The organism is Erwinia sp. INIA01 (assembly GCF_025947915.1).
Classification (GTDB): domain Bacteria; phylum Pseudomonadota; class Gammaproteobacteria; order Enterobacterales; family Enterobacteriaceae; genus Erwinia; species Erwinia coffeiphila.
Genome location: NZ_JAPDNC010000011.1, coordinates 93,764 through 115,373, shown reverse-complemented (window position 1 = coordinate 115,373; position 21,610 = coordinate 93,764). Strand labels below are relative to the sequence as shown.

General features: G+C 52.7%; 19 protein-coding genes. 5 read left to right on the top strand and 14 right to left on the bottom strand.

Features of this window, described 5'->3' with window-relative positions; all coding sequences use genetic code 11:
• Nucleotides 1–35 precede the first annotated feature (35 nt).
• On the top strand, nucleotides 36–794 hold the full coding sequence (dsbG, locus tag OMR58_RS19290; RefSeq protein WP_105595215.1) for a thiol:disulfide interchange protein DsbG: 759 nt from the start codon (nucleotides 36–38) through the stop codon (nucleotides 792–794).
• 191 nt (nucleotides 795–985) lie between these two features.
• On the opposite strand, the gene OMR58_RS19285 is transcribed toward dsbG, so the two are convergent.
• Complete coding sequence (locus tag OMR58_RS19285; RefSeq protein WP_146114199.1) at nucleotides 986–1,159, bottom strand: YciY family protein; 174 nt, start codon at nucleotides 1,157–1,159, stop codon at nucleotides 986–988.
• A gap of 184 nt (nucleotides 1,160–1,343) precedes the next feature.
• On the opposite strand from OMR58_RS19285, the gene cls reads away from it, so the two are divergent.
• Together cls and OMR58_RS19275 are read left to right on the top strand one after the other, a co-directional pair.
• Nucleotides 1,344–2,804, top strand: a complete 1,461-nt coding sequence (gene cls, locus OMR58_RS19280; RefSeq protein WP_105595216.1) for a cardiolipin synthase — start codon at nucleotides 1,344–1,346, stop codon at nucleotides 2,802–2,804.
• A gap of 51 nt (nucleotides 2,805–2,855) precedes the next feature.
• Nucleotides 2,856–3,179, top strand: a complete 324-nt coding sequence (locus OMR58_RS19275; protein ID WP_105595217.1) for an HI1450 family dsDNA-mimic protein — start codon at nucleotides 2,856–2,858, stop codon at nucleotides 3,177–3,179.
• A 19-nt stretch (nucleotides 3,180–3,198) separates the two neighbouring features.
• On the opposite strand, the gene OMR58_RS19270 is transcribed toward OMR58_RS19275, so the two are convergent.
• The 7 genes from OMR58_RS19270 to OMR58_RS19240 form a co-directional block, all read right to left on the bottom strand.
• The gene (locus tag OMR58_RS19270) at nucleotides 3,199–4,059 is read right to left on the bottom strand and encodes an ion transporter (protein WP_264546707.1); all 861 of its coding nucleotides are present in this window, start codon (nucleotides 4,057–4,059) and stop codon (nucleotides 3,199–3,201) included.
• A 136-nt stretch (nucleotides 4,060–4,195) separates the two neighbouring features.
• Complete coding sequence (gene oppF / locus OMR58_RS19265) at nucleotides 4,196–5,197, bottom strand: murein tripeptide/oligopeptide ABC transporter ATP binding protein OppF (protein ID WP_205064411.1); 1,002 nt, start codon at nucleotides 5,195–5,197, stop codon at nucleotides 4,196–4,198.
• The gene (locus OMR58_RS19260) at nucleotides 5,194–6,210 is read right to left on the bottom strand and encodes an ABC transporter ATP-binding protein (protein ID WP_264546706.1); all 1,017 of its coding nucleotides are present in this window, start codon (nucleotides 6,208–6,210) and stop codon (nucleotides 5,194–5,196) included. Before OMR58_RS19260 ends, oppF begins: the two co-directional genes overlap by 4 nt.
• 10 nt (nucleotides 6,211–6,220) lie before the next feature.
• The gene (gene oppC, locus OMR58_RS19255) at nucleotides 6,221–7,129 is read right to left on the bottom strand and encodes an oligopeptide ABC transporter permease OppC (protein WP_105595221.1); all 909 of its coding nucleotides are present in this window, start codon (nucleotides 7,127–7,129) and stop codon (nucleotides 6,221–6,223) included.
• Nucleotides 7,130–7,142: 13 nt separating this feature from the next.
• Nucleotides 7,143–8,063: an oligopeptide ABC transporter permease OppB gene (gene oppB / locus OMR58_RS19250; protein WP_105595222.1), complete on the bottom strand. Its 921-nt coding sequence runs from the start codon at nucleotides 8,061–8,063 to the stop codon at nucleotides 7,143–7,145.
• An 85-nt stretch (nucleotides 8,064–8,148) separates the two neighbouring features.
• Complete coding sequence (gene oppA / locus OMR58_RS19245; RefSeq protein WP_264546705.1) at nucleotides 8,149–9,789, bottom strand: oligopeptide ABC transporter substrate-binding protein OppA; 1,641 nt, start codon at nucleotides 9,787–9,789, stop codon at nucleotides 8,149–8,151.
• 828 nt (nucleotides 9,790–10,617) lie between these two features.
• On the bottom strand, nucleotides 10,618–11,265 hold the full coding sequence (locus tag OMR58_RS19240) for a YchE family NAAT transporter (RefSeq protein WP_105595224.1): 648 nt from the start codon (nucleotides 11,263–11,265) through the stop codon (nucleotides 10,618–10,620).
• A gap of 473 nt (nucleotides 11,266–11,738) precedes the next feature.
• Here OMR58_RS19240 and adhE point away from each other — a divergent pair, with 473 nt between their 5' ends.
• The gene (gene adhE, locus OMR58_RS19235) at nucleotides 11,739–14,417 is read left to right on the top strand and encodes a bifunctional acetaldehyde-CoA/alcohol dehydrogenase (protein ID WP_264546704.1); all 2,679 of its coding nucleotides are present in this window, start codon (nucleotides 11,739–11,741) and stop codon (nucleotides 14,415–14,417) included.
• A 158-nt stretch (nucleotides 14,418–14,575) separates the two neighbouring features.
• Here the strand turns inward: adhE and OMR58_RS19230 are convergent, their stop codons facing one another.
• Nucleotides 14,576–15,199: a thymidine kinase gene (locus tag OMR58_RS19230; RefSeq protein ID WP_200559612.1), complete on the bottom strand. Its 624-nt coding sequence runs from the start codon at nucleotides 15,197–15,199 to the stop codon at nucleotides 14,576–14,578.
• Between the two features lie 298 nt (nucleotides 15,200–15,497).
• Between OMR58_RS19230 and hns the strand changes: the two genes are divergently transcribed.
• Entirely contained in the window at nucleotides 15,498–15,905 is a 408-nt protein-coding gene (gene hns, locus OMR58_RS19225; protein ID WP_105595227.1) for a histone-like nucleoid-structuring protein H-NS, read from the top strand.
• A gap of 116 nt (nucleotides 15,906–16,021) precedes the next feature.
• On the opposite strand, the gene OMR58_RS19220 is transcribed toward hns, so the two are convergent.
• From OMR58_RS19220 to rssA, 5 genes are all read right to left on the bottom strand, one after another.
• Nucleotides 16,022–17,029 (bottom strand): NAD-dependent epimerase, encoded by a 1,008-nt coding sequence (locus OMR58_RS19220; RefSeq protein WP_200559613.1) that lies wholly within the window; start codon nucleotides 17,027–17,029, stop codon nucleotides 16,022–16,024.
• A gap of 14 nt (nucleotides 17,030–17,043) precedes the next feature.
• Nucleotides 17,044–18,384 (bottom strand): UDP-glucose dehydrogenase family protein, encoded by a 1,341-nt coding sequence (locus OMR58_RS19215; RefSeq protein ID WP_264546703.1) that lies wholly within the window; start codon nucleotides 18,382–18,384, stop codon nucleotides 17,044–17,046.
• A gap of 24 nt (nucleotides 18,385–18,408) precedes the next feature.
• Nucleotides 18,409–19,317 (bottom strand): UTP--glucose-1-phosphate uridylyltransferase GalU, encoded by a 909-nt coding sequence (gene galU, locus OMR58_RS19210; RefSeq protein WP_105595230.1) that lies wholly within the window; start codon nucleotides 19,315–19,317, stop codon nucleotides 18,409–18,411.
• 193 nt (nucleotides 19,318–19,510) lie between these two features.
• On the bottom strand, nucleotides 19,511–20,524 hold the full coding sequence (rssB, locus tag OMR58_RS19205; RefSeq protein WP_105595231.1) for a two-component system response regulator RssB: 1,014 nt from the start codon (nucleotides 20,522–20,524) through the stop codon (nucleotides 19,511–19,513).
• 95 nt (nucleotides 20,525–20,619) lie between these two features.
• A complete protein-coding gene (gene rssA / locus OMR58_RS19200; protein ID WP_105595232.1) occupies nucleotides 20,620–21,525 on the bottom strand; it encodes a patatin-like phospholipase RssA in 906 nt (301 codons plus the stop codon).
• Nucleotides 21,526–21,610: the final 85 nt, after the last annotated feature.

Below are 21,610 nucleotides of genomic sequence, written 5' to 3'. Positions count from 1 at the left end.
TCTCCCCAACAAAATTCCCTACGACGAGGCGATCGATGAAATCTACTTTGTTACTTGCCGCCTGCCTGCTTCCTGGCCTGGCTTATTCTGCGGAAGCCCTGCCGCCGGTGGTCAAAACCTTCAGCGATCAGCAGGGCATTAAAATCGTTAAAAAAATCGATGCGCCAGGCGGTCTGCAGGGCTGGGTGGGCCAGTATCAGGATATGGGCGTGTCGCTGTTTCTGACGCCCGACGGTAAGCACGTTATTTCCGGTTACCTGTATGACGACAAGGGGAAAAACCTCAGCGAAGGCTATTTCCAGCAGGCGATCTACGTTCCTATGGGCCGCGAGATGTGGAAAACGCTGAACGCGGCGCATCCGATCAAAGAAGGACCGGATTCCGCAGCCAGAAAGGTGATTGTTTTCGCCGATCCGTTCTGCCCTTACTGTAAGCAGTTCTGGTCTGCGGCTCAGCCGTGGGTGGATGCCGGTAAGGTGCAGCTGAATACGCTGCTGGTGGCGTTCCTCAACCCGCAGAGCGGCAGATATGCTACGGCAATACTCAACGCAGCGGACCCGGTACAGGCGTGGAAGGAGTACGAGCTGTCCGGTGGTAAAAAGCTGCCGAAGTTTGACGGTGCCACACCGCGTGAGACGTTTAATTTGCTCCAGCGACATCAGAAGCTGATGGACGATCTCGGTGCCAGCGCTACCCCGGCCATTTATTATATGAATGATAAAAATGAGCTACAGCAGGTTGTGGGTATGCCTGATGAGAAACAGATGGCGGAGATGTTCGGGCCCAAACCCTGACGAGAGTGCGCGTTCGGGCAACCCGGGATAAGTCTGTGCCGGGTTGCCCGCTAAGCCGGAGGTGGGCCTGGCCTCACACGGTGTTCAACAGATGATGAACGGGAGAATCGCGCAAACGGCTTCACGCTGACAACCTGGCGTAAAGCATACCCCTATTGCCGGGATATGCTCTCTGGCAACAGGCCCCCCGGTCAGGGAATCTGGGTGATAAACAGAATTGAGCGACGCTGCTGCTGGCTCACCTGGTGACGGAAGGAGTGCATACGCCCGTAGCGGCGCGACTGCCCTTCTAACCAGCGCGCCCTGCGACGCTGAACCTGACGCATCATGCGCCAGCGCGCAACTTCATTTCTGCTCCGTTTCATTACACCCTCGGTCTGATATCTGTCGCTTCAAATGTAGCCAAAAATCTCGCGCAGTATTATAGACCTTTCTGCCCTGCTACCAGGTCCGATCTCTTTGCTGTTGAAAATTTCCTTAAAGGTTTCCAGAGCTGCCATCAACACGTAAACTTCCTCTTAACTCGAGCGTGAACAGGACTTCCACTTAATGACCACTTTTTACACCGTGATGAGCTGGCTGCTGGTTTTTGGATACTGGTTACTGATTGCCAGCGTCACGCTGCGCATTCTGATGAAGCGTCGCGCGGTGCCCTCTGCGATGGCATGGCTGCTGATTATTTATATCCTGCCGCTGGTCGGGATTATTGCCTACCTCTCATTTGGTGAACTGCATCTTGGCAAGCGCCGCGCTGAACGGGCACGAACCATGTGGCCATCAACCGCACGCTGGCTGAAAGAATTGAAGTCCAGTCAGCATATTTTCGCCGACAGCAACAGTGACGTTGCGCGATCGCTGTTTCAGCTGTGTGAAAATCGCCAGGGCATTGCCGGGGTAAAAGGCAATCAGCTTCAGCTGCTGACCAGCAGCGACGACACGATGAAGGCGCTGATCCGCGATATTCAGCTGGCCCGCCACAATATCGAGATGGTGTTTTATATCTGGCAGCCCGGCGGTATGGCGGATGAAGTGGCAGAATCACTGATGGCCGCCGCGCGACGTGGCGTACACTGCCGGCTGATGCTCGATTCCGCCGGCAGCGTGGCCTTTTTCCGCAGCCCGTGGGTGGCAATGATGCGCAACGCCGGGATCGATGTGGTGGAAGCGCTCAAGGTCAGCCTGCTGCGCGTATTCCTGCGCCGTATGGACCTGCGCCAGCATCGTAAAGTGGTGCTGATTGATAACTATATTGCCTATACCGGCAGCATGAACCTCGTCGATCCTCGCTTCTTTAAGCAGGATGCCGGGGTCGGTCAATGGGTGGACCTGATGGCGCGCATGGAGGGACCGGTGGCGACCACCATGGGCATCGTTTACTCCTGCGACTGGGAGATTGAAACCGGCAAGCGCATTCTGCCGCCGCCGCCGGACGGCAACATTATGCCGTTTGAGCAGGAGAGCGGCCACACCATACAGGTTGTCGCTTCCGGCCCCGGCTTCCCGGAGGATATGATCCACCAGGCGCTGCTGACCGCTATTTACTCGGCGCGGGAGCAGCTGGTGATGACCACGCCATATCTGGTGCCCAGCGACGACCTGCTGCACGCCATCTGTACCGCCGCGTTTCGCGGGGTTGACGTCAGTATTATCGTTCCGCGCCACAACGATTCGATGCTGGTTGGCTGGGCGAGTCGTTCGTTCTTTAGCGAACTGCTGGAAGCGGGCGTTAAAATTTACCAGTTTGAAGGTGGGCTGCTGCATACCAAAAGCGTGCTGGTTGACGGTCAGCTAAGCCTGGTTGGCACGGTTAATCTGGATATGCGCAGCCTGTGGCTGAATTTTGAAATCACGCTGGTGATCGATGACGACGGTTTCGGCGGAGATCTGGCTCGCGTACAGGACGACTATATCGCCCGCTCCCGCCTGGTTGATGCCCAGCGCTGGTCGCGCCGTGCTTACTGGAAGCGTATCGTTGAACGACTGTTTTACTTCTTCAGTCCATTGCTGTAAAACGAGCGGAATTGAAATACGACATCGCCCGTCGGCGGAACAGGAAATAGTATGGATTTAAATAACCGTCTTACCGAAGATGAAACCCTGGAACAGGCTTATGATATTTTCCTTGAGCTGGCCGTGGATAATCTCGACCAGGCCGATGTGATTTTATTTAACCTGCAGTTTGAAGAACGCGGCGGCGCGGAGCTGTACGATCCTGCCGAAGACTGGGCTGAACACGTCGATTTTGACCTCAATCCTGACTTCTTCTCTGAGGTGGTGATCGGTCTTGGCGACGCTGATGGCGAACCGATTACTGACGTTTTCGCCCGAGTGCTGCTCTGCCGGGAGAAAGACCACAAGCTCTGCCACATTCTGTGGAAAGAGTAACACCGTCAAACGGCCCGATTTAATCGGGCTTTTTTTCGTCCCGATCTGCCGGCAGGTCCGAGCCACAGTTTTTGCAAAAATGCGCATCATTTTCATGCCCGGACTCCTTACAGTGCAGGCAGATGCGCTGTTTTCGCCGCCGCTGCATCACTTCGGTCATGTAAGAGCTCATCACCCCGGTCGGAATAGCGATCAGCGAGTAGCCCAGCAGGATCAATATCGATGAAACGATGCGGCCCAGTCCGGTATGCGGCGTGATATCCCCGTAGCCAACGGTGGTTAGCGTGACGGTCGCCCAGTAGAGCGAGACCGGCAGGCTGGTGAATCCGTGTTCAGGTCCTTCAATCACATACATCAGCCCACCAAACAGGCACAGCAGGATTATCAGCACGCCAAAAAACAGCATCAGCTTTTTACGTGCGCTGTACAGGCTGTCCCACATGACGCTGGCAGAGCCGATATAGCGCAGCAGTTTGATCAATCGCAACAGCCGCAGCACGCGAAGCAGGCGCAGGGCCATCATGTATTGCAGGGCGATTCCCGGCCATAAAAAGTAGATGTACAGCGGCAGCGCGGTAATCAAATCAACAACGCCAAAAAAACTGAACGCGTAGCGCAGCGGATGGCGTGAGGTTATCAGGCGCAGCAGATATTCGAGGCTAAAAATGGCGGTAAAGAGATACTCGAGCAGCATGAACAGTGAGATTTCAGCATCAGCCTTGACTATCACACCGGGTGTCCCGGACTCCACAAACACCAGTATCACGCTAATCAACGATGATAAAATCCAAAAACGTTCAGCGTAGTGACCGCTGCGGGTATGACTATCGAACAGCGCCGCATAAATTCGACCGCGCAGTCCCTGGCAGTAATCCGGCACACAACCTCCTGCAATCCTTTACGATGCGCTATTACTAGGGTCCTCCCGAGATAAGATCAAGCATTAAACCAGGGCGTAAAAAAAACCCGCATTGAAAGTTCAAAACGGGTTTTGGTATGTAGAGCTCGGCGATCCCTTACATCGGATCAACCTTCAGACAGGACACCGCATGGCGGAAACTGCCCTCCAGCAGCGGCCGGGTTTTCGCGCATTCCGGCCCGGCAATCGGACAGCGGGTGCGGAATACACAGCCCGAAGGTGGATTGATCGGCGACGGCAGCTCGCCGTCCAGCAGCTGGATGACTTTGTTTTTCTCCAGATCGGGATCGGGGATCGGCACGGCAGACATCAGCGCGCGGGTGTAGGGGTGCTGCGGATTCTGATAAACCTGGTCGTAAGTACCCAGCTCTACCGCGTGCCCTAAATACATCACCAGCACGCGATCGGAGATGTGTTTCACCACCGCCAGATCGTGAGCAATAAAGATCAGCGACAGGCCCATTTCTCGCTGCAGCTGCTGCAGCAGGTTAACCACCTGTGCCTGAATTGATACATCCAGTGCCGATACCGGCTCGTCGCAGATTATCAGCTTCGGCTCAAGGATCAGCGCACGGGCAATACCGATACGCTGGCACTGACCGCCGGAGAACTCATGCGGGTAGCGGTTAATCAGGTTGGGCAGCAGCCCCACCTTCAGCATCATCGCCTTAACGCGATCCTTCACTTCCTGCCGCGCCATTTTCGGATGATAGGTGCGCAGCGGCTCAGCGATAATTTCGCCGATGGTCATGCGGGGATTCAGCGAGGCCAGCGGGTCCTGGAATATCATCTGAATGTCGCTGCGTGCTGCGCGCCATTCATCCGCCGTTTGCCCCAACAGGTCACGGCCCAGCCAGGCTACGCGGCCTTCGGTTGCTTTCACCAGCCCGATAATTGCCCGCGCCAGCGTCGATTTCCCGCAACCTGACTCACCCACCACGCCGAGGGTTTCCCCTTCGTACAGCCGTAAGCTGACGCCATCCACCGCCTTCAGCGTTTTTGGCGGCTGCCAGAACCATTGACGCCCATCTTTGATGTCGAAGTGCACCTTCAGATCGGCGATTTCCAGCAGGACTTTCTTTTCAGCAACCGTTGTCATACCAGCTCCTCCACCGGTTTGAAGCAGGCGCGCAGGCGCCCTTCACCAAATCCCGTCAGCGGCGGCGCAGTGCGGCAGATTTCCATCGCATGCGGGCAGCGAGGCTGGAACGGGCAGCCCTTCGGCAGGCGCAGCAGATTAGGTGGATTGCCAGGAATGGTCATCAGGGTATCGCCCTCTTCGCCATCGAGGCGCGGAACGGCATTCAGCAAACCAATCGAGTAAGGATGAGAAGGATGATAGAAGACATCGCGAGCGTTGCCGTATTCCATCGTGCGTCCGGCGTACATCACCAGTACCCGATCGCAGATCCCGGCCACCACCCCCAGATCGTGGGTGATCATAATAATCGCGGTATTAAACTCCCGCTTCAGCTCGTTTAACAGCGTCATGATCTGCGCCTGCACGGTCACATCCAGCGCGGTGGTTGGTTCATCTGCGATGAGCAGTTTTGGCCGGCACAGCAGCGCCATGGCAATCATCACGCGCTGGCGCATCCCACCGGAAAACTCATGCGGAAACATCTTCATACGCTTGCGCGCTTCCGGCATTTTTACCGCATCCAGCATCCGTACCGACTCTTCAAACGCCTGAGCGCTGCTCATGCCTTTATGCAGCTGTAACACTTCCATCAGCTGTTCACCCACGCGCATATACGGGTTCAGCGAGGTCATCGGGTCCTGAAATATCATCGCAATCTGCTCGGCGCGCAGCCGGTTCAGCTTCTTCTCCGGCAGATTGAGGATTTCATTACCGTCGAAGCGCGCCGATCCGCCGATCCAACCATTGCTGGCCAGCAGCCCCATCAGGGCAAATGCGGTCTGCGATTTACCCGACCCGGACTCACCCACGATACCCAGCGTTTCTCCCGCGCGCAGCGAGAAATTAAGATCGTTGACCGCCGTAACATCGCCGTCCGGCGTGTTGAAGGTAACCCGAAGATCCTTAACGTCCAGCAGTGCTTCGCTCTGTCTGGCGGATGTTCTGACCGTTTCCAGTTCAATTACACTCATTGTTATCTCCTTAGCGGTCTTTCGGGTCGAGGGCGTCACGCAGGCCATCGCCGATAAAGTTAAAACAGAACAGGGTGATCACCAGAAAACCGGCCGGATACAGCAGCAGCCACGGAGAAACCTCCATGGAGTTAGCACCGTCGCTCAGCAACGCGCCCCAGCTGCTCAGCGGTTCCTGAGTACCCAGCCCGAGGAAGCTAAGGAACGATTCGAACAGGATCATGCTCGGCACCAGCAGCGAGGCGTACACCACCACCACGCCCAGCACGTTGGGGACGATATGACGCAATACAATATTCATGGTCGATACACCGCCGACCTGGGCCGCTTCAATAAACTCTTTGCGCTTCAGACTGAGCGTCTGCCCGCGTACGATACGCGCCATATCCAGCCAGGAAACCATGCCGATGGCGACAAAGATCAGCAAAATATTCTGGCCGAACAGCGTCACCAGCAGGATCACGAAGAACATAAACGGGAAGGAGTTGAGGATTTCCAGCAGGCGCATCATTACCGAGTCGGTTTTTCCGCCAAGGTAGCCCGCCAGCGTGCCGTAAAGCGTGCCGACCACCACCGCTACCAGCGCCGCGGCAATACCGACCATCAGAGAAATTCGCCCGCCGATGGCCACGCGCACCAGCAGATCGCGCCCCGAGGAGTCGGTACCAAAATAGTGGCCGCTGCTGAACTCCGGGGCCGCGGACATCATCGCCCAGTCGGTATCATCGTAGGTAAACTGCGACAGCATGGGCGCGAAGGTGACGAACAGCGCGATCAGCACCAGCACAAACAGGCTGGCTACCGCCGCACGGTTATGAATAAAGCGACGACGGGCATCCTGCCACAGGCTGCGCCCTTCGATTTCCAGCTTTTCAGTGAAATTTTCCAGAGCTTCGCTGTTTTTCTTACTTAAAATCATTTTCAGCCCCTGCTCAGTAACGAATTTTCGGATCGATAACGGCATACAGCACGTCAACAATCGCGTTAAACAGAATCGTCAGCGCACCGACCAGAATAGTCAGGCTCAATACCAGCGAATAATCGCGGTTTAAGGCGCCGTTAACGAACAGCTGGCCGATACCCGGCAGCCCGTAAATCGTTTCAATGACCATTGAACCGGTGATGATGCCGACAAACGCCGGGCCCAGGTATGAAAGTACCGGCAGCAGCGCGGGCTTCAGCGCGTGGCGCAGAATAATCCGACGCATCGGCAGGCCTTTGGCGCGGGCCGTACGAATAAAGTTTGAGTGGAGAACTTCAATCATCGACCCGCGGGTGATACGGGCGATGCTGGCGATATAGGCCAGCGACAGTGCGACCATCGGCAGGATCATATATTGCAGCGCCCCGCCGTTCCAGCCGCCTCCGGGCAGCCACTTCAGGGTTATTGAAAACAGCAGTACTAACAGCGGAGCCACCACGAAGCTGGGAATAACAATACCGGTCATCGCCACCCCCATCACCGCGTAATCCCATTTACTGTTCTGCTTCAGCGCCGCAATGACGCCCGCGGTCACGCCAAAGACCAGCGCCAGCAAAAATGCCGCAGCGCCCAGCTTGGCTGAAACCGGGAAGGAGGAGGCAACCAGATCGTTAACCGTGTAATCCTTATATTTAAAGGAAGGACCGAAATCGCCGTGCGCCAGCTGCTGAAGATAGTTGAGATACTGCTTCCACATCGGGTCGTTGAGGTGATATTTGGCTTCGATATTCGCCATGACTTCCGGTGTTAATGCGCGCTCGCCGGTAAACGGACTGCCGGGGGCAAGGCGCATCATAAAGAATGAGATGGTGATCAAAATAAACAGCGTTGGTATCGCTTCAAGGAAGCGACGGAAGATAAATTTTAACATTGCCCGTACCTGCTGGCTCTAAGCCGCAGAGGCGAACCTCTGCGGTGACATTGCTTTAAATGGGCAGCAGAACTGCCCGTCGTACTTAGTGTTTAATAATGTAGAGATCTTTATCGTGGCTGTTATCCAGCGGATCTTTGCCGGTGTAGCCGCCCACATAAGGCTTCACTAAGCGCAGATTTTTATAGTAATAGACCGGAACAATAGCGGAGTCGGCATCGAGGATTTTTTCAGCCTGCGCGTAAACTTCGGCGCGTTTGCCCTCATCCCCGGCAGCAAGCGCCTGTGCCATCGCCTTATCGAACTCAGGATTCTTATAATGTGAGGTGTTGTTGCTGCTGTCCGACAGCATGGTATTCAGGAAGCTGGTCGGTTCATTATAGTCCGCGCACCAGGCCGCGCGCGCCACGTCGAAAGTGCCCTGATGGCGAGTATCCAGGAAGGTTTTCCACTCCTGGTTTTGCAGCTTCACGTTAACGCCCAGATTCTTCTTCCAGATGGATGCCGCAGCGATTGCCAGTTTTTTATGCAGGTCGGAAGTGTTGTACAGCAGGTCAAAGGTCAGCGGCTTGTCGGCCGTGTAGCCCGCTTCGGCCAGCAGTTTCTTCGCTTCTTCATTACGTTTTTCCTGCGACCAGCCGAACCACTCAGGCGGCGTCAGCTTGATGCCATCGGTAAACGGCGGGGTGTAGCTGTAGGCCGGGTCTTCATCCTGCGCCTTCACTTTAATCACCATGATGTCGCGATCCAGGCCGAGTTTCAGTGCGGCACGTACGCGGGGATCGTTAAACGGTGGTTTCTGGTTGTTGATTTCGTAGTAATAGGTGCAGAGGTACGGATCGGCGTGAATTTCGCCCGGGATCTCTTTTTTCAGCTTCTGGTACAGTTCAATCGGCAGATAGTTGTAGGTCATATCGCTGCCGCCGCTGCGATAGCGGTTGGTATCGGTCACTTCGGAAGAGATCGGCAGGAAGGTGACCTGGTTCAGAATGGTATGGGCGTTATCCCAGTACTGCGGGTTACGTTCAACGACGATTCGCTCGTTAACCACCCACTCTTTCAGCTTGAAGGCGCCGTTGCCAACAAAGTTGGCGGGCTGGGTCCACTTATCACCAAATTTTTCTACCACCGGCTTATAAACCGGGGACATGGATGGGTGGATCAGCAGCTTGTAGAAATAAGGAACGGCATCGCTGAGGGTGACCTCCAGCGTATGATCGTCAATGGCTTTTACGCCCAGGGTGTCGGCAGGTTTTTTGCCGTCGATGATGTCATCAACATTGAGTAAATGACCGTATTGCAGGTAGCTGGCATAAGGTGAGGCAGTTTTCGGATCGGCCAGGCGCTGCCAGCTGTAGACGAAGTCCTGCGCGGTGACCGGCTCGCCGTTTGACCACTTGGCGTTATTGCGCAGGTGGAAGACCCACACTTTGCCACCCTCTTTGCTTTCCCATTTTTCCGCTACGCCGGGGATAATTTTGCCATCGGCGTCGTTAATCACCAGCCCTTCCAGCACGTCACGGTTAACGTTAGATTCCGGCACGCCTTCAATTTTGTGCGGGTCAAGGGATTGCAGTTCTGCACCGTTACCGCGGATCAATTCCTGCTTGTCGGCCAGCTGCACGCCGGCGGGCACATTTGCCGCAAAGGCAGTACTGAGTGTCAGTGACCCCACAGCGGCCATGACGCCCAGGGCGATAAGACTTTTCTTCGTGATGTTGGTCATTATTTACCTACTCCAGTTTTTAATATTACCTGCGGATCTTCGGCCCGCGGCGATAGCCCTGTATTCGGGAAACCTTGCCAAATGGCGGAACGACGCCTTTTGGTTTGTTGATAAATCAGTACTTCTTTCTGCTACCGCTTTGCGAAGCACTCCTGCGTTACCGCTCAGTCAGTCGGGCTGACGATCAGAACATCACATTGGCAATCTGCTGCTGTTCAGTTAAACCCTGCTGCCATCCCTCAAAGTTACGGCGTAATACACTGCACATCCGGTGCCAGTTTTTAACGTGTCACCTGAAAAATTATCAGAAGGGGTAAGTTTGCGCTAAAGCTAAATAGCAAAAATGTTAACCATTTCTACTTTATCATGATAAATCGCAGGGGTAATGAGTTATTACACATCAATAAATAATGAATAACTTACTGATTAATATAAACATATAATTAAAACAGACGCGAACGGGCGATAAACTGCACAATGCCTGTAAAAATCAATTTTATGTCGCAAAAAACCATCACTCCAGCAACAAATACTGCTATCAGTAACCAACTAAGCAGTACATACAACTGGATATGATAAAAATTTAAGGCAGATACAAATGTAATAAAAATCACACCTGTAATCGCAATACGCCGATGCAAATGCGTTTGCAGTAATTACATTAATAATTTGCACATCGATGTAAGCCAAATGAATAAATGCCGTAAAATAGGGCGCAAAAGAACGAAAACGCACCAAATTAGTGCATCTGTTTTATCTCACACGTAAAAAAAGCGCACAATGTGCGCCTTAATGTTTTTATTTCAGGATGAAATCATCTCAGACGATTCAGCTGGTTAAACCCGGGAACAGTGACCGGATACCGGTAACCACAAACTCAATGCCCAGCGCCATCAATAAAAGCCCCATGATACGTGTGACCACGTTGATGCCGGTCTGGCCCAGTACACGGACCATGATCGGTGCAGCGCGGAATAACAGCCAACAACAGAAGGCGAACAGTGCAATCGCCAGCGAGAAGCCCAGCAGATTCTGCCAGCTGTGATAGCGGGTGCTCCAGACTATAGTAGAGCTGATCGCACCAGGCCCTGCCATCAGCGGCAGCGCCAGCGGTACTACGCCGATGCTTTCCCGGTTGGCCGTTTCGGATTTCTCCTGCTTGTTCTGCTTATCTTCCCCCAGCTTACCGCTGATCATCGACATGGCGATGGTGACGACCAGGATGCCGCCCGCAATACGGAATGAATCAATGGAAATGCCGAAAATATGCAGTATACCGTCGCCTAAAAACAGCGCGGTCCACAGAATAATCGCTACGGAGACGTTGGCAGTAAGATTGGTTTTATTCCTTGCCGCAGCAACCTGATAACTGGTCATGCTGATAAACACCGGGATGATACCGATGGGATTGACCAGCGCAAACAGGCCGACAAAGAATTTGATGTAACCTGACAGATCTAATAGTGCTGAATTCACCCTGCTCTCCTGTGGGCGTCATGATGGCGCTAATGTAATAGAATTCATCCGCACTGACCATCCTGCCTCTCGTGATAATCACCCGAAGTTCTCGTTAAAATCGGGTAAACAAACTCGCTGTTACCGGAATGTTTAGAGCATTATTTCATTGTTAAATCTTGTCATAACTTAATGCGCATAAGTTGAGGAAAAGCACAATTCCACACAAGCTGAAAGGTGTCAGCTTGCAAGAAAGATGATCTAAATCATCATTTTTCTTAGCGACTCCCGTTATGCTCAATGTCATCAGAAGGAGCTGATAACGCACCGAAAGTGACAGTCTGTTTTAAGATGCATTGAGACTCTGTCAGTAAACCATTAGAACGTTTTTCGCATTATCGCAAGCCCGTGTCCGGCAGCAGCAGCGTCGATGACTATACTTGCAAGTTCTGACTTGTTTACTAATAGAGTTTAACTTCCTCAGGAGAGCATTTATGGCCGTTACTAATGTTGCTGAACTTAACGCACTGGTTGAACGTGTTAAAAAGGCACAGCGTGAATACGCCAATTTCACTCAAGAACAAGTAGACAAAATCTTCCGCGCTGCCGCTCTGGCCGCTGCCGATGCCCGAATTCCACTGGCTAAAATGGCCGTCGCGGAATCCGGTATGGGTATCGTTGAAGATAAGGTGATTAAAAACCACTTCGCTTCCGAATATATCTATAACGCCTACAAAGATGAAAAAACCTGCGGCGTTCTGGCCACCGACGACACCTTCGGCACCATCACCATCGCTGAACCTATCGGCATTATCTGTGGTATCGTTCCAACCACTAACCCTACTTCTACTGCGATTTTCAAAGCGCTGATTAGTCTGAAAACCCGCAACGGTATTATCTTCTCCCCGCATCCGCGCGCCAAAGACGCCACTAATAAAGCCGCCGATATCGTTCTGCAGGCCGCCATTGCCGCCGGTGCGCCGAAAGACATTATTGGCTGGATCGACGCACCTTCCGTCGACCTGTCAAACCAGCTGATGCATCACCCGGATATCAACCTGATTCTTGCTACCGGTGGTCCAGGCATGGTGAAAGCGGCCTACAGCTCTGGTAAACCCGCTATCGGCGTGGGTGCCGGTAATACACCGGTCGTGGTTGATGAAACGGCAGATATTAAACGTGCGGTTGCGTCAATTTTAATGTCAAAAACCTTCGATAACGGCGTGATCTGTGCATCTGAACAGTCGGTGATTGTCGTTGACAGCGTTTATGATGCGGTTCGCGAGCGGTTCGCCAGCCACGGCGGCTACCTGTTGCAGGGTAAAGAACTGAAGGCCGTGCAGGATATGATCCTGAAAAACGGCGCGCTTAACGCGGCTATCGTTGGTCAGCCAGCGGTAAAAATTGCCGAGATGGCTGGCTTAACCGTTCCGGCGAGTACCAAAATTCTGATTGGCGAAGTCAAACTGGTTGACGAGTCCGAACCGTTTGCCCACGAAAAACTGTCCCCTACGCTGGCTATGTACCGGGCCAAAGACTTTGCCGACGCGGTTGATAAAGCCGAGAAGCTGGTCGCGATGGGCGGTATCGGCCACACCTCCTGTCTGTACACCGACCAGGACAACCAGTCTGAGCGCGTCAATTACTTTGGCGACAAAATGAAAACCGCGCGTATTCTGATTAACACACCGGCTTCACAGGGTGGTATCGGTGACCTGTATAACTTCAAACTGGCACCGTCACTGACGCTGGGCTGTGGTTCATGGGGTGGTAACTCCATTTCTGAAAACGTCGGACCTAAACATCTGATTAACAAGAAAACCGTGGCCAAGCGAGCTGAAAATATGTTGTGGCATAAACTTCCTAAGTCTATCTACTTCCGCCGCGGTTCGCTGCCTATTGCCCTTGAAGAAGTGGCCACCGACGGCTACAAACGCGCGTTTATCGTTACCGACCGCTTCCTGTTCAACAACGGGTATGCCGACCAGATTATCCGCGTGCTGAAGTCACACGGCGTGGAAACCGACGTGTTCTTCGAAGTTGAAGCCGACCCAACGCTGAGCATCGTGCGTAAAGGTGCTGAGAAGATGAACTCCTTCAAACCTGACGTGATTATCGCGCTGGGCGGCGGTTCACCGATGGATGCGGCGAAAATTATGTGGGTGATGTACGAACATCCGGAAACCCACTTCGAAGAGCTGGCGCTGCGCTTTATGGATATCCGTAAACGCATCTACAAGTTCCCGAAAATGGGCGTCAAAGCCAAAATGGTGGCGATCACCACCACATCGGGTACCGGTTCAGAAGTCACGCCGTTCGCCGTCGTAACCGACGATGCCACCGGTCAGAAATATCCACTGGCGGACTACGCCCTCACCCCGGATATGGCGATTGTTGATGCCAACCTGGTGATGGATATGCCGAAATCACTTTGTGCCTTCGGTGGACTGGATGCCGTGACCCACTCGCTGGAAGCGTATGTTTCCGTCATGGCGAACGAATTCTCCGACGGTCAGGCGCTGCAGGCACTGAAACTGCTGCAGGAAAACCTGCCTACCAGCTATCGTGACGGGGCCAAAAACCCGGTAGCGCGTGAGCGCGTTCACAACGCCGCCACTATCGCCGGTATCGCCTTCGCCAACGCCTTCCTTGGTGTCTGTCACTCAATGGCTCACAAGCTGGGCTCGGAGTTCCACATTCCACACGGTCTGGCCAATGCGCTGCTGATTTGTAATGTGATTCGCTATAACGCTAACGATAACCCAACCAAACAGACGGCCTTCAGCCAGTATGACCGTCCGCAGGCACGCCGCCGCTACGCGGAGATTGCCGACCATCTGGGTCTCAGCGCAGCGGGCGACCGTACAGCGCAGAAAATTGAGAAGCTGCTGGCCTGGCTGGAAGAGATGAAAGCCGCACTGGGCATTCCGAAGTCAATTCGCGAAGCTGGCGTTCAGGAAGCCGATTTCCTGGCGAAAGTGGATAAACTGGCTGAAGATGCTTTTGATGACCAGTGTACCGGCGCCAACCCGCGCTATCCGTTAATTGCTGAGCTGAAGCAGATTATGATGGATACATTCTACGGTCGCGCATTTACTGAGTCTGAGAATGCGGCCACCGAAGCCGTGCAGGAAACCGAAATCAAAAAGGTTGAAAAACGCGCAAAGAAGTAACAGCGCACTAGCGGATATAGTACTACGGTAAGAAACAATGCCGGTTACTTTACGTAACCGGCATTATTTTTAGCGTTCATAAATAGTTTGCCAGGCAGAACGGTTAGGTTGTCTTAACCTCGCCCAGGAATATTCTCAAGCCGGAAAATTAAGCGGATTTATCCTTCTGTGCCATGCTGATTACCAAAAATAGCACGAGAGGAACCGGTTTCCAGCGCTTCGTAGTAGTGCTTGCGGCAGACGGAAACATAACTTTCATTTCCGCCTACCTGTACCTGCGCCCCCTCTTTAAACGGCTTGCCTTGTTCATTCAGGCGCAGAACCATCCCGGCTTTTCTGCCACAGTGACAGACGGTTTTTAATTCCACCAGCTTATCAGCCCATGCCAGCAAGTACTGGCTGCCGCTAAACAATTCACCCTGAAAATCAGTACGTAACCCGTAGCAAAGCACGGGGATATCCAGCAGGTCGACAACGTCGGCCAGCTCTTTGACCTGAGCACGTGTAAGAAACTGGCTTTCATCGAGCAAGACACAGTGAACGGGTTCGAGAAGGCTTTCAGCCTTAATTTCACTAAATAGTGAAGTCTCGTTACTATAAAGTCTGGCCGGAGAAGAGAGGCCAATTCGTGAGCCAATCCGCCCCGTGCCGAAACGATTATCAAATTCAGCGGTATACACCATCGTACGCATTCCGCGCTCTTGATAATTATAAGAAGACTGCAACAAAGCCGTGGATTTACCGGCGTTCATCGCCGAATAATAGAAATAAAGTTGAGCCATCGGCCCTTACTCCGCAGGTCATAAATGATGCGCGAAGTGTAGCATAATCTTTGCGTTTTGATGGTAATAAGCTAATTATTATTAGGGGTTTAACTGCTATGTACGCCTGTTGGTTTGATAGCCGATATCGATTTTATTTCTGCCGCAATCGATAATCACCCGGCTTTTAAACTGTATAATATGTGTCTATTAGTTGTTTTCTATTCCTCAGACAATTAGCTATTGCAGTTCGCTATCGTCACTACTATTATTATCGGGCAAGAAGTATTCCTATCAATATAAATTAGAGAAGTGGACAATGAGCGAAGCACTTAAAATTCTGAACAACATCCGTACGCTGCGTGCGCAGGCAAGAGAATGTAGCCTGGAAACTCTGGAAGAAATGCTGGAGAAACTGGAAGTTGTGGTTAATGAGCGCCGCGATGAAGAAAATCAGGCGCAGGCCGAAGTTGAAGAACGCACTCGCAAACTGCAGCAATATCGCGATATGCTGATCGCTGACGGCATTGACCCGAACGAATTACTTTCCAGCCTTGCAGCGGCCAAAGCACCAGGTAAATCTAAGCGTGCGGCGCGCCCGGCGAAATATCAGTATGTTGAAGAGAACGGCGAAACGAAAACCTGGACCGGCCAGGGCCGCACCCCGGCAGTAATCAAGAAAGCAATCGAAGAACAAGGTAAGCAGCTGGACGATTTCCTGCTGTAATTTCTCTTAGAGTCCGCCTCTAATACGCACACAGTGTGTGCGTTTATTTAGTTTTATTTTTTATCACCAGGCATCAGTAAAAAAGGAAGCGTAAGCTTCCTTTTTTTTATTCATCATCAAACCTGATAAAAGTCTCTGTACCACGCGACAAAGCGCGCAACGCCCTCCGCCACTGCGGTCTGCGGCTTATAGCCGATTGCCTTGTACAGCGCGCTGGTATCCGCGCTGGTATCCAGTACATCACCCGGCTGCATCGGTAGCATGTTCTTCGTTGCCGTCTGCCCGAGCGCATTCTCCAGCGCTTTTATATAGTCCATTAACATCACAGGATGGCTGTTGCCGATATTGTAGACCCGATAAGGTGCTGAACTGCTGGCCGGGTTTCCTGTTTCAACCGTCCAGTTTTCATCGCGCTGGGGAATAATGTCCTGCAGGCGCAGGATAGATTCGGCAATATCGTCGATGTAGGTAAAGTCCCGACGCATTTCGCCATTATTATAAACGTCGATACTTTCACCCGCGAGAATAGCGCGAGTGAACTTAAACAACGCCATATCCGGACGTCCCCAGGGGCCATAGACGGTAAAGAAACGCAGTCCGGTGGTGGGAATACCGTACAGATGAGAATAGGTATGAGACATCAGCTCATTGGCTTTTTTGGTTGCCGCATACAGCGATACCGGATGGTCAACGGAATCATCCGTTGAGAATGGCAGTTTACGATTCAGGCCATATACCGAGCTGGAAGAGGCATACAATAAATGCTCAACCTGGTTATGGCGGCAGCCTTCAAGAATATTTAAATGACCGATAAGATTCGCATCTGCGTAGGCCAGGGGATTTTCCAGTGAATAACGCACACCGGCCTGGGCGGCAAGGTGAATTACGCGCTGGAAACGCTGCTCACGAAACAGACTGGCAATACCTTCCCTGTCGGCAAGATCAATTTTTATAAAGGTAAATTCGGGATGGTTGTTAACCAGTTCGAGGCGGGATTTTTTCAGATTAACATCGTAATAATCATTCAGGTTATCGATACCGATAACCTGGTGACCGGCATCAAGCAGGCGTTGAGTGACATGAAAGCCAATAAATCCTGCTGCGCCGGTAACCAGATATTTCATACTTGCCTCTTCAATTATGCAATGTTTAGAGATGCTCCGCGGCCGATTGCATAATAGACAAAACCGCGTTTGCTGATTCTTTCTGGATCATACAGGTTACGACCATCAAAAATCACGGCTTCTTTTAGGGCATCTTTAATCACATCAAAATCAGGTACGCGGAAGTTCTGCCACTCGGTGCAGATGACCAGCCCATCGGCACCCTGCAACGCCGCTTCTTTGGTGCCCATCAGCTTCAGATCGCTGCGGTGACCGTAGATGCGCTGTGCTTCATCCATCGCTTCCGGGTCGAACGCCTGTACGGTCGCCCCTGCCTGCCACAGTGCTTCCATCAGCACGCGGCTTGACGCTTCACGCATATCATCGGTGTTAGGCTTAAATGACAGGCCCCACAGAGCGAAGGTTTTGCCCTCAAGGTTGTCACCGAAGTGATGCTTAATAAAGGTCGGCAGCTTGTTCTTCTGCGAATCGTTCACGTCTTCTACCGCCTGCAGCAGACGCGGCGTATAGCCAATCTGCTCGGCAGTACGGATCAGCGCCTGAACATCTTTCGGGAAGCAGGAACCACCGTAGCCGCAGCCAGGATAGATAAAGGAGTAACCGATACGTGAATCAGAACCAATCCCCTGACGTACTTTCTCAACGTCTGCGCCCAGACGCTCGGCCAGGTTGGAGATTTCATTCATAAAGCTGATTTTGGTTGCCAGCATGCAGTTTGCCGCATACTTGGTCAGCTCAGCACTGCGAATATCCATCAGGATCATACGGTCATGGTTGCGGTTGAATGGCTCATAGAGCTCACGCAGCAGCTCAACAACTTCATCGTTGTCGGTACCAATAACAATACGCTCAGGACGCATACAGTCGTTGACTGCCGCACCCTCTTTCAGGAATTCCGGGTTAGACACGACATCAAAGGTCAGTTCAACACCGCGTCCTTTCAGCGTTTCTTCCATTACCTGACGCACGCGGTCGGCGGTGCCTACCGGTACGGTGGATTTATCCAGCACCACTTTGTGTGAAGTCATGTGCTGGGCGATAGTCCGCGCCACGGCAGTGACATACTTCAGGTCGGCAGAACCGTCTTCATCCGGCGGCGTTCCCACGGCGATAAACTGCATCACACCGTGATTCACCCCTTCCTCGGCGTTCGTGGAGAACTTCAGGCGACCGGCCTCATAGTTCTGCATCACCAGCGGAGTCAGCCCTGGCTCAAAAATTGGAATCTGACCTTTCTTAAGATTCTCGACCTTATTTGCGTCAACATCGATGCAGAGAACGTCATGTCCAACTTCTGCCAGAACAGCAGCCTGCACCAGTCCGACGTAACCGATACCAAATACGGTGACTTTCATTGTGTTGTCCCGGTTAAAATGAAATTATTTTTTACTGCCTACGGTGCTTTCCAGCCACGCTTTGAAATCACTGCCCAGCGTGTTGTGGCGAACACCGTACTCAACGAAGGCCTGCATGTAACCCAGTTTGTTACCGCAGTCATGGCTGACGCCTTTCAGGTGATAGGCTTCAACGGTTTCTTTTTCCATCAGCATAGCGATAGAGTCGGTCAGCTGGATCTCATCACCGGCACCCGGAGGGGTTTTCGCCAGCAGCGGCCAGATGTCCGCAGACAGCACGTAACGACCCACTACCGCCAGATTAGACGGTGCCTGATCGGCTTTCGGCTTCTCAACCACGCCTACCATCGGCGCGCTCTCACCGGCTTTCAGTTCCGCACCTTTACAGTCAACAACACCGTAGGCGGTCACGTCAGCAACCGGTTCAACCATAATCTGGCTGTGGCCGGTTTCATCGAAGCGGCGGATCATATCGGCCAGGTTATCCTTAGACAGATCGGATTCGTACTCGTCCAGAATCACGTCCGGCAGGATCACTGCAACCGGTTCGTTGCCCACCACTGGCCATGCGCACATCACCGCATGTCCCAGACCTTTTGCCAGACCCTGACGAACCTGCATAATGGTCACGTGCGGTGGGCAGATTGACTGGATCTCTTCCAGCAGCTGGCGCTTAACGCGTTTTTCCAGCATGGCTTCCAATTCGAAGCTGGTGTCAAAGTGGTTTTCAATGGAGTTCTTAGAAGAGTGCGTAACCAGCACAATTTCATTAATTCCTGCCGCGATACACTCGTTAACGACATACTGAATTAACGGCTTATCAACCAGCGGCAGCATCTCTTTAGGGATCGCTTTGGTTGCTGGCAACATACGTGTTCCCAAACCTGCAACCGGGATTACCGCTTTTTTGACTTTAGAATTATGGGCAGACATCAAAATACCTCTCATTTAGGCCGTTCAAGTTATTACTTGATATGTCGAGTTTAAAAACAGAGTGAGTATACCAGTTAGACCCGCGTGGATTTATCCTGGTAAATTCATTTATGCAAAAATTAAGACTATTACCCAAGTGTAAAGCTTATCGATGCCTCTGTCTTGCCGGGCGAATAGAAAGGAGCGTGACTGGTTAATCCGTACTCAGCATTAATCTCAGCCGGCCACCAGCGCCCCACACCTGGCACTGCCAGGCATCACAACGCTGGCTGATTTGATTAAGATGTGTACTGCCCAGCGTACCGAGCGGTACGCCGTTACTGAGTTGAATTTGCTGGCTGTGGATACTGAGCGCGGCATTCAGTCCGGCGGAAACCAGAATCAGATTTTTCAGGTCGCGGTTATAATAACCAACCAGTAAAGGAAATTGTCCTTCCAGATTAACCTGTCGTAATAATTGATTAACCTGAGTAAGCAATCCGCTTAACTCCGGCAAGCGCTGAGACTGGCCGGACAATTGCTCCTGAAGCAGGCCATTAAATAATGCACGTAATAACAGTGCGGCCAGCACACCATTATCTCCGGCACGGGTCACATCCAGACAATAAAATGCCAGATCTTTCTCCGATAGTGCCGCCACATCAAGAACCAGCCCCGGCTGTTCGGCCATCGTCAGCTGCCGATAGTTTATGCGGCAGTGGGCAATGGTTTGCTGGACCGGCGGCTGCAGCTGCTGCAGGAGTTTAGCTGCGGCAGAAGGGTCACGGACCAGCGCATCCCAGTCCTGGAACAGCTGTTCATCTTCTTCGACTTTCGAGGAAAACATTGAGGGATAGAGGCACTCAAAAACCACTTCGCGCAGCCGGGCCAGATCTTTAACCGGCTTCAGCAACACATCCTGCACACCCAGCCGCAGTACTTTGGCAATATCTGACATGTTCTCCGTGGCGGAAATCACCAGAATTGGCAACGTCTGGCCTTTACTACGCAGTTGGCCAACCAGCGTCAGCCCATCCATATGCGGCATGGCAAGATCACAAATCATCATATCAGGCGTGCTGCGTTGCAGATGTTCCAGAGCCTGAACGCCGTCATCTGCCAGGCTTATCTGCGCGCCGAGTGAGCTGAGGAAGTTATCAAGCAGGGAGCGGAAAACAACTTCGTCCTCAACGATGAGAATGCGTTTTCCACTTAACGGTTTTTCCATTGTTCTCCCCAGCAAGACAGATACCTCAATAGTGGTCTATAAATCGCAGATTTGCCTCTCTGAAATGGCTATCTCCGCACGATAAATCGATTACGCTATTGTCTGTCGCGGACAAGTGGCAGTAATTCATCCATTTTCTTTTCTACTGACAATCTTCCTGCCTCAATGGCTTCATCAGCGCGATGAAAATCCAGCGTAGAAATTTGTGGGCAGAACGGCTGTAGCAGCACATCCGGCGGGTCGCCCGCCATACGGTTACGCTTCAGGCGATTCTCCAGCACCTGTATCGAGGTGGACATAATTTCCATCGCACTGGGTGAATGGTTAACTTTTCTCTGCACCAATCGCCCCAGCCCCTGACGCAGCCGCCCGCCCCAGCTGTGCGGCTGGCTTGCCTCGCTGCCCTCCGGCTGCGGCGTAACGGAAAACAGATCCTGCTGCATCAGATGTGCGTCATGCTGCAGATCGACAGCAATGACAATATCGGCCCCCAGCGCGCGGGTTAACGAAACAGGTACTGGATTCACCACAGCACCGTCAACCAGCCAGTAGCCATTCCAGGCAACCGGCGACAGCAGACCGGGCATACTGCAGGATGCTCTGACCGCCTGATGGAGGTCGCCTTCGGTCAGCCACAGCTCTCGTCCGGTACTCAAATTCGTGGTCACGGCGCCGAAAGGCAGGCTGCACTGTTCAATATTGTCATTGGCTATCAGTCGTTTAACGTGGCTAAACACTCGTTCCCCGCGCAGCAGGCCGCCGCGCTGCCACGAAAGATCCATCAGACGAATAACCTGCCAGTAGCTGAACGATCGCACCCAGGATTCCATCAGCGGCAGCCGTCGGCTGGCGTAGGCAGCCCCTACCAGCGCGCCAACGGAGCAGCCCGCGACGACATCAATACGAATACCAGCCCGTTCGAGTGCGTTAATCACTCCAATATGTGACCAACCCTTCGCCGCCCCTGAGCCCAGCGCCAGCCCGATTTTAATTTTTCTCATTCCACCTCTGGCAAGAATACCTGCATATACCTGCATCCGTTTTTATTGCCACACCCCGGCGATAAAGAGACTCAACGGGGAGCTC